Annotated in this window: 16 protein-coding genes; 3 read left to right on the top strand and 13 right to left on the bottom strand. The window is 39.1% G+C overall.

The window, feature by feature from the left end; translation table 11 throughout:
• Positions 1-14 precede the first annotated feature (14 nt).
• Positions 15-1,100, top strand: a complete 1,086-nt coding sequence (locus ABD000_RS06170; RefSeq protein ID WP_343764895.1) for a serine hydrolase domain-containing protein — start codon at positions 15-17, stop codon at positions 1,098-1,100.
• Here the strand turns inward: ABD000_RS06170 and ABD000_RS06165 are convergent.
• The 10 genes from ABD000_RS06165 to ABD000_RS06120 form a co-directional block, all read right to left on the bottom strand.
• On the bottom strand, positions 1,090-1,365 hold the full coding sequence (locus ABD000_RS06165) for a hypothetical protein (RefSeq protein ID WP_343764893.1): 276 nt from the start codon (positions 1,363-1,365) through the stop codon (positions 1,090-1,092). The two genes, ABD000_RS06170 and ABD000_RS06165, sit on opposite strands and share 11 nt — an antisense overlap.
• Entirely contained in the window at positions 1,358-3,025 is a 1,668-nt protein-coding gene (locus tag ABD000_RS06160) for an amidase family protein (RefSeq protein ID WP_343764891.1), read from the bottom strand. The genes ABD000_RS06165 and ABD000_RS06160 overlap by 8 nt, the downstream gene beginning before the upstream one ends.
• A gap of 78 nt (positions 3,026-3,103) precedes the next feature.
• Positions 3,104-4,060, bottom strand: coding sequence for a signal recognition particle-docking protein FtsY (ftsY, locus tag ABD000_RS06155; RefSeq protein ID WP_343764890.1), 957 nt, complete (start codon positions 4,058-4,060; stop codon positions 3,104-3,106).
• A 108-nt stretch (positions 4,061-4,168) separates the two neighbouring features.
• A complete protein-coding gene (locus ABD000_RS06150) occupies positions 4,169-4,321 on the bottom strand; it encodes a DUF4295 domain-containing protein (protein ID WP_343764888.1) in 153 nt (50 codons plus the stop codon).
• 6 nt (positions 4,322-4,327) lie between these two features.
• Positions 4,328-4,510, bottom strand: coding sequence for a 50S ribosomal protein L33 (gene rpmG, locus ABD000_RS06145; protein ID WP_343764886.1), 183 nt, complete (start codon positions 4,508-4,510; stop codon positions 4,328-4,330).
• 26 nt (positions 4,511-4,536) lie between these two features.
• The gene (gene rpmB, locus ABD000_RS06140; protein ID WP_343764885.1) at positions 4,537-4,776 is read right to left on the bottom strand and encodes a 50S ribosomal protein L28; all 240 of its coding nucleotides are present in this window, start codon (positions 4,774-4,776) and stop codon (positions 4,537-4,539) included.
• A gap of 93 nt (positions 4,777-4,869) precedes the next feature.
• Positions 4,870-6,111, bottom strand: a complete 1,242-nt coding sequence (locus ABD000_RS06135; protein WP_343764884.1) for a competence/damage-inducible protein A — start codon at positions 6,109-6,111, stop codon at positions 4,870-4,872.
• Positions 6,111-6,452 (bottom strand): Hpt domain-containing protein, encoded by a 342-nt coding sequence (locus ABD000_RS06130; RefSeq protein ID WP_343764883.1) that lies wholly within the window; start codon positions 6,450-6,452, stop codon positions 6,111-6,113. The genes ABD000_RS06135 and ABD000_RS06130 overlap by 1 nt, the downstream gene beginning before the upstream one ends.
• A 2-nt stretch (positions 6,453-6,454) precedes the next feature.
• The gene (locus ABD000_RS06125; protein WP_343764882.1) at positions 6,455-7,069 is read right to left on the bottom strand and encodes a fumarylacetoacetate hydrolase family protein; all 615 of its coding nucleotides are present in this window, start codon (positions 7,067-7,069) and stop codon (positions 6,455-6,457) included.
• Between the two features lie 7 nt (positions 7,070-7,076).
• Positions 7,077-7,853 carry an exonuclease domain-containing protein gene (locus ABD000_RS06120; RefSeq protein WP_343764881.1) on the bottom strand — a complete coding sequence of 259 codons (777 nt, stop codon included), beginning with the start codon at positions 7,851-7,853 and terminating at the stop codon, positions 7,077-7,079.
• Between the two features lie 123 nt (positions 7,854-7,976).
• Here ABD000_RS06120 and ABD000_RS06115 point away from each other — a divergent pair, with 123 nt between their 5' ends.
• Together ABD000_RS06115 and ABD000_RS06110 are read left to right on the top strand one after the other, a co-directional pair.
• Complete coding sequence (locus ABD000_RS06115; protein ID WP_343764880.1) at positions 7,977-8,393, top strand: BLUF domain-containing protein; 417 nt, start codon at positions 7,977-7,979, stop codon at positions 8,391-8,393.
• 1 nt (position 8,394) lies between these two features.
• Positions 8,395-8,820, top strand: coding sequence for a BLUF domain-containing protein (locus ABD000_RS06110; protein WP_343764878.1), 426 nt, complete (start codon positions 8,395-8,397; stop codon positions 8,818-8,820).
• Positions 8,821-9,243: 423 nt separating this feature from the next.
• Here the strand turns inward: ABD000_RS06110 and ABD000_RS06105 are convergent, their stop codons facing one another.
• The 3 genes from ABD000_RS06105 to recR form a co-directional block, all read right to left on the bottom strand.
• Positions 9,244-10,587 carry a dihydrolipoamide acetyltransferase family protein gene (locus tag ABD000_RS06105; protein ID WP_343764877.1) on the bottom strand — a complete coding sequence of 448 codons (1,344 nt, stop codon included), beginning with the start codon at positions 10,585-10,587 and terminating at the stop codon, positions 9,244-9,246.
• A 68-nt stretch (positions 10,588-10,655) separates the two neighbouring features.
• On the bottom strand, positions 10,656-11,780 hold the full coding sequence (locus tag ABD000_RS06100) for a glycosyltransferase family 2 protein (RefSeq protein ID WP_343764876.1): 1,125 nt from the start codon (positions 11,778-11,780) through the stop codon (positions 10,656-10,658).
• Positions 11,781-11,783: 3 nt separating this feature from the next.
• Positions 11,784-12,404 carry a recombination mediator RecR gene (gene recR, locus ABD000_RS06095; RefSeq protein ID WP_343764874.1) on the bottom strand — a complete coding sequence of 207 codons (621 nt, stop codon included), beginning with the start codon at positions 12,402-12,404 and terminating at the stop codon, positions 11,784-11,786.
• Between the last annotated feature and the right edge of the window lie 141 nt (positions 12,405-12,545).

Below are 12,545 nucleotides of genomic sequence, written 5' to 3'. Positions count from 1 at the left end.
TTAAAAGAATTGCTATGAAATTACCTTTGACCATCACCATATTCACACTGTTCTTTTGCCTGAGTTGCTCAACGACAGACGATGGCACACCAGAAACTAAACCACAGGAAAGCGGCCTGTACTTTCCCCCGACTACAGGAAATAATTGGGAGACGCTTTCTCTTGAAACTTTGGGTTGGAATGAAGCTCATGAACAACCCTTGTATTACTTTTTAGCCGAAAAAAATACCAAAGCCTTTCTTATCTTAAAGGATGGGAAAATTGTCTTAGAATGGTATGATGAGAACAGCAACGAAAATTCTTTCTTTAGATGGTTCTCAGCCGGAAAAACCCTTACTGCGACGATGATTGGTATCGCTCAGACAGAAAATTTTATAGACATCTCAGCACCAACTAGCACCTATCTGGGCGAAGGATGGACTAGCATGAATGAGGACTTAGAACAGCAAATTACAGTGCGTAATCAACTTACCATGACTACTGGACTAGATTACACAGGCAATCTATTTTGCACAGATTCTGATTGTTTGACCTATTTAAATGAGCCAAACAGCTTTTGGTATTATCATAATGCACCATATTCTTTGTTGAGTGATGTCCTCACTAATGCCACAGGTATGGATTTTTCAATCTATTTTAATATGAAAGTTACCGATCCTATCGGGATGGATGGGTATTGGGAAAGCCTGGGATACAATAATTTCTTTGTAAGCCCTGCGAGAAGCATGGCACGTTTTGGGTTACTTATGCTAAACCAAGGAACTTGGAATGAAAACGTTATTCTTTCAGATCAAGCCTATTACGAACAAATGTTTTCAAGCTCACAGGACCTAAATAAATCCTATGGATATTTGTGGTGGCTCAACGGTAAGGAAAGTTTTCATGTTCCTGGCTCAACCCAAGAATTTAGCGGATCTCTAATTCCTAGTGCTCCTGCGGATTTGGTGGCCGGTCTGGGTGCAAATGACCAAAAACTATACCTTGTTCCCAGTCAGAATCTGGTTATTATTAGAATGGGTGATGATGCCGGAGATCCACAGTTGGGACCATCAGCCTTTGACGAGTTACTATGGCAGGAGCTCAATACCCTTATGAACTAAACGTCTCATTAAGCCAAAACATCCACTCCGTTTCATAATATCGAATGAGCGAAATTACCACTACACCTGCGATAACATACAGCCACGAGTAGTTTTTTTGCTTGTTAAGTCTCCATCCTAATGCAGCCAAAATGAGGAAAGGTGCAGCGATAATCAGATTAGGCAGTAACCATGCGCCCTGAGCAATCGCAATGATCTTCATGATGGGATAAAAAATACTGTAGTAAAGGATGATTCTGCTGATGATCACTAAGCTCCTATTCATATCCTTTTGGTGCTTTTCGGTATTGAGTGAGCTGTTCAAAGCCATATCCCATTTGATATAATGCATTTTCACTATTAGCCGAAGCGATAAACGTAAGGTTTTTAGGTTCTCCATTTTCTTGATATCCCATAGGAACCGTCAATGCAGGGTATAGTGCTACGGCTGCGTACGCCGCATGATAATTATTGATCGACAGAATACCATCTAGATCATGCTTCTCTAAAAGCTGATCAAAAAATAATCTGCCGTTAGTGTGTAGCTTCTTTTTTATTGCTGAAAAATCTGTCGTGCTCGTTGTATCGCTTACAATGCCATTAAACAATGTCTGACCATAAGGTGCTCTCTTAAGACTATCTTCACGGTTAAATTTGATGACATCTGCCACTGAGGCAATAGAAACACTATCTCCTGAAAACTGTTTTAAATACACCGGAAGATCTTCTCGCATATCTATATTCAGCAAAGTCAAAAATCCTTCTAGAGGGACTTGAGGTTGCTCTACCTCAATTACCTCAACTCCATTTTCACGTAAAATAGCAATGCTGTTTCGATAGAGCGAATCATTTTCTATCAAGGACTTAAACGCACCCAAACGTTTTGATTTAATTGCATTTGGATTTAATTCACTAGGTTGAAGTAATGTGGAGGAAGAAGAAGCTTTATCTTGTTCATCCTTCCCTAACATTGCCTGCATAAAAATTAGATTGTCTCTTACAGTGCGGGTCATAGGACCGGGAGTATCCAATGTACTTGAGATGGGAACGATCCCTGTTCGGCTTAAGGTTCCTACGGTAGGTTTTAATCCAACGACAGAATTTTGACTTGATGGTGATAAGATTGAACCTGCGGTCTCTGTTCCGACAGCGGCAACCGCATAATTAGCTGCCATGGCTGTACCGCTACCCGCACTGGAACCACCTGTTTCAAATTTCTTGGGGCCATAGGGGTTTAGGGTTTGTCCACCAACGGCACTATAGCCTACCGGGCATCCAGAACAGAAAAAATAGGCCCATTCGCTTAAATTTACTTTCCCTAAAATTAAAGCTCCATTTTCTTTTAATCGATCTACGATATAGGCATCCTCTTTAGGCTGATTATTTTCTAAAGCTATCGCACCCGCAGTGGTGCGCATGGTTTTGGTATTCACATTGTCCTTTAATAATACAGGCAAACCATAAATTGAGGCATTGGGTAAATCTGTAGGTCTATTCGCATCTTTTTCCTGTGCTTGGCTTACCGCATTAGTATTTAGCGCTAGAACAGTATGCAGTGTAGTTAAGCTATCGCTTTCAAGTTTGCGTATGCGATAGAGGTAGAACTTGGTAATGTCTTCGTAACTAAGCTCACCTTTTGTCACTTGCTGCTGTAGGCTTTCAATATCATTTTCAAGGATTTTGGATTTTAGTTCAGCATAATCGTCTTCTGAAAAGTCCTTAAGATCTTTATTGATATCTGCCCAGATCGTATTCTTATCCAGACTATAAGACTGGATAAGTTTATAGCGCATTCTCGGATTTTCGTGATTGGCGTTTTCTGCTAGTTGTGTAGTCTCATCATACGCTGTCCAGTACGTTGTCTCTGGAGTTGGTGCTTCGTTTTTGCAGCTTGAAATTATAATCAGAAAAATCAAATAGCCTAAATGTACCTTTACTTTATTCATGTCTATCTCAGCAGTTTTTTAATTGTTTTATTTCATGTTTAAGTATCGGAAAATTTTTAATATCTACAACAGCAGAACTTACCGCTTAAAAAAAGAATCTACAAACTCCATTTTATTAAACACCTGAAGATCTTCAATACCCTCTCCTACCCCAATATATTTTACAGGGATTTGAAATTGATCGCTTATTCCAATGACCACTCCGCCTTTTGCGGTTCCATCTAGCTTGGTTACGGCAAGAGAAGTCACCTCTGTTGCTGCGGTAAATTGTTTAGCCTGCTCAAAGGCATTTTGGCCCGTTGAGCCATCTAGTACTAATAATACTTCATGGGGTGAATCTGGAATGACTTTTTGCATTACTCGTTTTACCTTGCCTAATTCATTCATCAAGTTGACCTTATTATGCAATCGACCTGCGGTATCGATGATGATCACATCTGCATCCATAGCCACGCCGCTTTGCAGGGTATCATAGGCCACAGAAGCAGGATCGCTCCCCATTTTTTGCTTCACAATGGGAATATCAACTCGGTCTGCCCACACTTGCAATTGATCAATAGCTGCAGCTCTAAAGGTATCTCCTGCACCCAGCACTACTTTTTTACCTTGACGCTTTAATTGATTCGCCAGTTTACCTATGGTTGTTGTTTTACCCACTCCATTAACACCAACCACCATCATGACATAAGGTTTTTGTTTCGCTATCGTGTCTAATTCTTCTTCAATGCCACTATTGGTTTCACTTAATAAACCTGCTATTTCTTCGCGTAAGATTCTATTGAGCTCTTCTGTTCCTAAGTATTTATCTCTTGCAACACGTGCTTCAATACGTTCGATAATTTTTATAGTAGTAGCAACACCCACATCACTACCAATAAGGACTTCTTCTAAATCATCAAGTACATCATCATCCACTTTGGTTTTGCCGGCAACCGCCTTTCCTAATTTACCAAAAAAACTCTCTTTGGATTTTTCAAGACCCTTGTCCAAAGACTCCTTTTTTTCTTTTGAAAATATATTTTTAAATAGACTCATTAGCTTACATTCTATTGCCTTATCCTGGCATTGCCATATTCAAAGATAGGTAAAAACAAAAAGCCGTCTGATGGTATATCAGACGGCTTTTGTATATTATACGTAAATCTAATTTTTCTTTAAAAAATCATTTACTTGTTCTGGACTCATAATAGCTTCAACAAAGGTATACGCACCAGATTTAGGTGACTTTACCATTTTGATGGCTTTTGTTAAACGCTTTGATCCTGTTTGTAACGATGCGACCGATTTCTTTGCCATAACCTATTATTTAATCTCTTTATGAATTGTCATTTTCTTTAAGATAGGATTGAATTTTTTCAATTCTAATCTATCTGGAGTATTTTTCTTATTCTTAGTGGTAATGTAACGCGATGTTCCTGGCAAACCAGTCGCTTTATGCTCTGTGCATTCCATAATTACCTGTACTCTATTGCCTTTCTTTGCCATGATATACTAATCTATCGTAAATAGAATTACTTCTTTAAAAATCCTTTTTCTCTTGCTTCTCTCATCACAGCAGAAATACCTTTTTTATTGATATTTTTGATCGCCGATGTAGACACCTTTAAAGTAACCCAACGATCCTCTTCTGGAATGTAGAAACGCTTTTTAGTCAGGTTTGCGTTGAATTTTCTTTTGGTCTTATTCATCGCGTGAGAAACATTGTTCCCAACCATTGCTTTTTTTCCTGTAAGTTCACAAACTCTTGACATCTTCCCTGTATTTTTACGTTATTTCAAAACAGGCTGCAAATTAACGCATTTTTACAGAAACTGACAACAAAAAAGTTTTAAAAATAATCAGCGTTATTTTAATTGCTCCAGTAAAAGCGACAATCCTTTATTTACGGTCTTTTGCACGATACGCTCCCTGTGATTTCCCATCTCAAATCTATAGGTAAATGTCTCTGTTGGTGTGGCTATACCAATACAAACCGTACCGATTGACGCATCACTATCTCCTTTTGTGGGTCCCGCATTACCAGTTGTGGCAATTGCATACTCTGTTTTAAGCGATTTTTTTACTCCCTCTGCCATAGCTTTTACTACGTGTTCACTTACTACAGAATAGCGTTTTATAATATCTTCAGGCACATGTAAAAGTTCCTGTTTCACACTAGTCGCGTAACTCACTATGCTTCCTTTAAAATAGGCCGAAGCACCCGCATTGCTTGTAAATCGTGCTGCTATTTTACCACCTGTACAACTTTCGACAGTAGCTAAGGTGGCATTTTTATGCTGAAGTAATTTACCGATTTGCACCTCAATGGGATTTTCTTCTTCAAACCCACTAAAAACATCTTCAATTTGAGGTAAGAGTTTATCAATCTCTGCCTGAAGGTCTTGTTCCAATTTCTCTTTATCTTTTCCCTTACAAGATAAACGAAGCCGTACTCTACCCAGTCCCGGGAGATACGCCAATTTTATATGGGAGGGTAAGTGATCTTCCCATTCTTCAATGCGATCTGCGATGGCGCTTTCGCCTAATCCATACGTCAACACAGTTTTATGGATGATATAAGGACGGTCAAATCTCTCTTGCACTTTAGGCAACACGTGGTTTTGCATTAAGCCCTTCATCTCAAATGGCACGCCCGGCATTGACACATATACCACGTCATCTTTCTCCATCCACATTCCTGGGGCGGTACCGTATTCATTGTGTAGCACTGTTGCGCGTGAGGGAATCATGGCCTGCGAACGGTTGGCCTCTAGGATAGGTTGCTTGACGTATTTTTTAAAAAGATGCTCAACATGAGTCAGAACATTGTTATTTTCGACCAGTTCATCGTCAAAATAATCACACAATGTATGTTTTGTAATATCGTCTTTTGTTGGACCTAAACCACCTGTTAAGATAATTAACTGACTTTGCTTAGCCGCCTCGTTTAGCGCATAAAGAATATGATCTTTCTCATCTTGTATAGAGGTTATTTGATGTACAGAAACACCAATTTTATTAAGTTCTTTAGCAATAAACGCTGAGTTAGTGTCGACAATTTGACCAATGAGGATTTCATCGCCAATTGTAATAATTTCAGCTATCATTAAAGATTATAGTCTTTTTGGAGTTCTGCCACTGCCAGCGTTACTTTATCAGAGATGTTCTGTGCAGCTTGATTGATTTCATAGATTTCAGTATCCATATTGTTGCGCCAATTTTCAATTTTAAGCACAGAGTCCATGAGATTAAGCCCAAAAAGCTCCAGATTTGGTTTGATTTTATGGGCATATTGGTATGCTAGTTGAGCGTTTTCATACTCAACAGCTTGATTCAATCCTTTGATATCCGGTGGTAATTCTTCTATAAAAGTCTCTATTACTGTTTTTACGAATTCTTCATCTCCGTCTGCCATTTCATGGACGTTAGTCAAATTATATGCGCTCATTACTACTTTACATTAATTAAAAATATGGATTCATCTTCTATAAATCCTTCCAGCTGATCGCCAATAGACACTTTACCCACTCCTGCCGGAGTTCCCGTAAAAATGACATCCCCAATTTTTAACGTAAAAAATTGAGAAACATATGCAATCAATTCGTCAATTGGATACAACATGTTAGCTGTATTACCATCCTGTACAATCTCGCTATTCTTTTTTAAGCTAAATCTTATATTCTGAATGTTATCAAAATTCTTCTTATCCAACCACTTTTCTCCTATTACCGCCGCCCCATCAAATCCTTTTGCTTTTTCCCAGGGCAATCCTTTTTCTTTGAGTTCTTGTTGAAGATCACGTGCTGTAAAGTCTATGCCTAGTCCTATTTTATTGTAATAAGTAGGAGCAAATTTTTTTTGAATATGCTTCCCTACTTTTTTAATTTTTATAAGCATTTCTACTTCATACTGTACATCATTCGAAAACTCCGGTATAAAAAATGGTTGCTTTTTGAGTAAGACTGCGGTATCTGGCTTTAAAAAAACTACAGGATCTGTGGGTTTTTCATTCGCTAGCTCCTCAATATGTTTAGCGTAATTTCTACCTATACATATGATTTTCATGTGCTTACTAAGCCAATTTATTATTTAATTTTCTCAATTTAATGGCGGTTAACACCTTTTTAGTATAGAGCGGGAAATCTGCATTTTGGATCCATCCAAAATATCCGGGCTCTTCTTCTAACACGTCTTCAACCTTTTTACCTTTATGTTTACCAAAAGCAAACATCTCTTCGCCTTCTTTGTTAAACGAGATAAAACCCGCATAATCAGCATATTTACGTTGAGCACTAAAGCCTGATAACCACTTTACATCATTTTCTAATTCTTCATAACGATCTAATTGAGCTTTTAGTACTTCGTAGGTAGCAATGGTGTCTGCCTCTGCGGTATGCGCATCTACTAATTCTTTACCGCAGTAAAATTTATACGCTGCGCCCAACGTACGTTTTTCCATTTTGTGAAAAATCGTTTGAACGTCTACTGCCAATACGCTCTTCATATCCAGGTCAACACCAACCCGCAATAATTCTTCAGCCAATAGCGGAATATCAAATCTATTGCTGTTATACCCTGCCAAATCGGCTCCTTTTATCATATCTACTACTTTAGGAGCAAGTTCTTTAAACGTTGGTTCGTCTTTAACATCTTCATTGGAAATCCCGTGAACCGCAGTGGTCTGTGGAGGAATAGGCATTTCTGGATTGACCCGCCAGGTATTACTTTCTTTATTTCCATTAGGGAAAACTTTTAAGACCGAAATTTCTACAATACGATCTTTGGCTATATTGGTTCCCGTTGTTTCCAGATCAAAGAAACACATGGGTTTGGTCAAGTTTAGTTCCATAGGTAAGGTATATTCACAAAAATAAGACTTTAAACCAGTAAAAAAATTTCATAAACAATTATTAATTCTTTTTCTTGCCCTGCAAAATTTTTGATTTTTGATCTATTGTAATAAGAATTATACGTGTTAAAATACTTATCCTACGCTAGCAAAGAAGCGCAACATTTTTCTGAAGAAGATTTGAAGCAACTGGTGGAACAGGCCAGAGCGAACAATGAAAGATTAGAGATTACAGGTTTGCTCCTCTATTTTGACGGGACATTTACACAGTATATTGAAGGACCACCAGCTCATATTGATGCGCTTTTTCAAACTATCACAGCCGATCCACGTCATGAATTTATCGTCCAGCTGTCTTGCGGCATAACCGAAAACAGGAAATATAAAGAGTGGTCTATGGGCTATAAAAACTATGACCAGATTGAAGTTGCTGAAATCTTAAATTATCCTAACTTTAACCCAGATAGAATTTTTAGAAATTACATTCCGCATTCAGGTAATCCGGGAATAATTCTATTAGACGAAACCAGGAAACAGTAGCATGATTAAATACCTTGCCTACATTAGTAAACAATCTCATATTTTATCTGATGAAGAATTGGTAGAATTGCTAAAACAAAGCCGTAGCTGGAACGCCGCTCACGGCATCTCTGGCATGTTAGTAAGCTATTTGGGCAACTTTACCCAATTTATTGAAGGACCTGAAGATGAAATCGATTCTCTTTTTGCTAAAATTTCTAAGGATCAACGTCATCACCAGGTGATTCCTATTGAAGAAGGTTACTTAGAAGAACGTCAATTTAATGACTGGAATATGGCGTTTAGAAAATTAGAGCGCACTGATGTGGATAATATTACAGGCTTTACTGACTTTGACAAGGAAAGTATTTTTACCTATCCTCAAAAAAATGCCGATGCCACGCTGCCGGCAATTTTATTGCTTCAAAACTTTATTCGGAATTTATAAGGGTTTCTATAAACCTATAGAATGGTTGAGTTTGGAATAAAAAAGCTTTCCCAGCTAATCGTTATGCCGTGTTATATTATCAGTCAAAGCTTGTCAATGACGGCTTGTGGTGCTGAATTTCTTACAATATTAAATAGTTTTTAAGAAATCCTTCGACAGGCTCAGGATGACAACTAGTTATAATTATATTATCGTCAAATTGTCAGTCAGAGCTTGTCGATGACGGCTTGTGAAGCTAAAATTCGTACAATAATTAAATAGTTTTTAGATATCCTTCGACAGTGCTTGTGCATAGCGTCACCGAAGCACTCAAGATGACTTTGAGGTGTTCCTAAATTGGCGCAACATTGTCACTCAAAACCTGTCAATGACGGCTTTTGAATCTAAATATTATTTTAGAAAAATTGCGTTGATTGCGAAAACCTAAATACTACGATTCTCATCAAACCCCTCCAAATACTGCGCAACACGCTGAACGAATTGTCCGCCTAATGCACCATTCACAACACGATGATCGTAGCTGTGTGATAAAAACATTTTATAACGAATCCCAATAAAATCACCTGACGGAGTCTCAATCACTGCAGGTACCTTTCTAATAGCGCCTAAAGCTAATATTGCTACCTGAGGTTGATTAATAATAGGAGTACCCATAATACTACCAAAGGTTCCTACATTTGTTACGGTATAAGTTCCTCCCTGAGTGTCATCTGGCTTCAACTTTCCTTCTCTTGCACGATTGGCTAAATCATTAACTTGAGTAGCCATCCCTACCAAGTTCAATTGGTCGGCATTTTTTATAACAGGCACAATCAAATTACCATCAGGCAATGCAGCAGCCATCCCTAAATTGATGCTTTTGCGTTTGATGACATGATCTCCATCTAACGAAATGTTGATCATGGGGAAATCTTTAATCGCCTTGGCAACAGCCTCCATAAAGATGGGTGTAAATGTAAGTTTCTCTCCTTCGCGCTTTTCAAAAGCATCTTTATGCTTCTTTCTCCAGTTCCAAATGGTGGTAACATCTGCTTCAATAAAAGATTGTACATGAGCAGAGGTTTGCACACTCTTTACCATATGATGAGAAATAAGTTTCCCCATTCGGGATAATTCCTGCAATTCATCCCCAGGGCCCAGAGGTAAACCAGGTGCTGGAGTCTCTTTCTTTTCCTGCTTTTGCGGAGCAGCTTTAGGCGTTTCGGGTTGTTGAACAAAGGCCTTTTGAGCTACAGGTTGTTGTACTGAGGCTAGTTTTTCTTCACTTCGTTGTTCGATGTAAGCCAGAATATCGTGTTTAGTTACACGGCCATCTTTACCTGTACCAGAAATTTGATCCAGCTCTTCAACCTCAATTCCTTCCTCTTGTGCAATATTTCTTACCAGCGGAGAATAAAAGCGATCTGATGCGCTATAGTCACTTGCAGGGGTGGTAAGCTCTTTTGCAGTTTCAACAGAAGCTTCTACAGCTTCAACAGCTGGTTGAGCGGGTTCGCTTGATCCGGATTGAGCAGACTCTTCTTCACCATCTACCTCAATAATCGCGATGGTTTGCCCCACTTGAACCACATCATCTGTTTCAAATAATTTTTCGACCAAGACACCATCGACCTCACTGGGCACTTCGCTATCCACTTTATCAGTAGCGATTTCAAGAACGGCTTCGTCTGCCTCAATGGTTTCGCCCACTTCTTTGAGCCAATTGGTGATTGTTGCCTCTGCAACACTCTCTCCCATCTTAGGTAACTTGAGTTCAAACTTTGCCATATTCTTAAGCTAAGGGTGTTTTTGGTTTTTAAGATTGCGAATTTACTATAAAAATCAATTTTTTGATACTAATATTTTACTAATCTAATTTCGCCCAATTGGTCGCTGTGGTTGCTTCCAAGGATAAAATTACAATTTGCAGGGCGTATTTTAAATGTAAGTCCGCTATTTTTTAAGTTACTTATGGTCTCTATGATTTCTGAAAAGGAAACTGTTCCTGCATCAAATAGTAGGGTTTGGTTATCAAGCTGAATAGATTGTAACTCCTCTACTGAAACCAGTAAGGTAATTAAGCTTTCTTCCCGAAACGCCTCAGCCAAAAGCATATCATTAGAAATCAAGATCATTTTTTCTGAATCTACGTTGTGACCTGGTTTCTCTTTGGTTTGAAAGGCGGCAGCTTTTTTTGCAACAGCCAGGCTTAGCTGCACCAGACTGTTTGTTATAGGATTCCGGGCAAAATATTTTTGGTAAAAAATGCGCATTGCTCCGTAAAAGCGATCCAGATATACGGCATCCTTGGGGCTACTCTCCCCTTTAAAGTGCACAATTTTGTTCGTACCAAAATAATAATTTTGATATCCTGCATTGAGCAATGAATAACTTAAATCAATATCTTCACCGTACATAAAATAGGTTTCATCCAGTCCGCCGACTTCCTTGTAGACCTCTTTTTTGAATAACATAAATGCGCCCACGAGTACCTGTACAGGTCCATTCTCATCAGGCTTTAAGTCATTGGCGTAGTACGCGTTTGATTTACCCAATAATTTTGCAAAAGCAACGCGGGGTGTGGGTATATTTCGTTTACTTTCAGGCAGAAAATGTCCTCTTCCGTCGATGAGCTGAACACCAACAGCACCAAAATCCGGCATTTTTTCGGCGAAAGCCAGCACCTCTTTAAAGGTATCTTGAGCCACCACAGTATCTGGATTTAGGATGCAAATGTATTCGCCTTCCGCGGAAGCGATGCCCACGTTATTTCCTTTACTAAATCCTAAATTCTCGGTGTTTTGTATACATTTTACTTGCGGAAACTCGGCTGCGACCATCTTCATACTGTCATCGGCAGATGCATTGTCTACCACAATAATTTCAGCATCTATTTCTTCCAACGCTTTTGCTACACTTTGCAGACAAAGCTGAAGAAAGTAACGCACATTGTAATTGAGAATGACAACCGAAAGTTTCAAGGGCTACGAACTTTTTAGCGAGTTTTCAAACGGGATCCGATGCAGGATGCTTCGACCCAGGGTAACCTCATCTGCATATTCAAGTTCATCTCCTACTGAGATTCCGCGCGAAATGGTCGATGTTTTAACGGGGGTTCCTTCTAGTTGTTTATAGATGTAAAAATTGGTAGTGTCTCCCTCCATCGTACTGCTTAAGGCAAAGATGATTTCATTGACCTCATCTTCTTCTACCCGCTGCACTAAAGACTGAATGGTGAGTTCGCCCGGTCCAATGCCATCCATGGGGCTAATCTTACCGCCAAGAACATGATACAAGCCTCTATATTGCCCTGTACTTTCAATCGCCATAACATCGCGAATATCCTCAACCACACAAATAAGTTGACGATCCCGGTTACGATCTGCACAGATTTCACATCGCGGCGCATCGCTAATGTTATGACAGGTATCACAAAAATTTACCTGTGTGCGTAATTTTATGAGTGCATCTGCCAAACGAACGGTTTGATCTTGAGGTTGCTTTAGTAAATGTAAAACTAATCGCAGTGCGGTTCGCTTACCTATTCCCGGTAAACGCGAAACTTCATCAACTGCTTGTCCTACTAATTTTGACGAAAAATCCATGACTGCTAAGGTAAGAATTTAAGAGCGTACTCTATTAGGGATAGATGTTGTATTTTGGGCGGCTGTAACTAGAGGGAAGATGGAAGATGGAAGATGGAAGATGGAAGATGGAAGATGGAAGATGGAAGATGGAAGATGGAA

This window comes from Gangjinia marincola (assembly GCF_039523415.1).
Classification (GTDB): domain Bacteria; phylum Bacteroidota; class Bacteroidia; order Flavobacteriales; family Flavobacteriaceae; genus Gangjinia; species Gangjinia marincola.
Note: the sequence above shows the minus strand (reverse complement) of the source record. Positions and strands in the feature narration are given on the sequence as shown.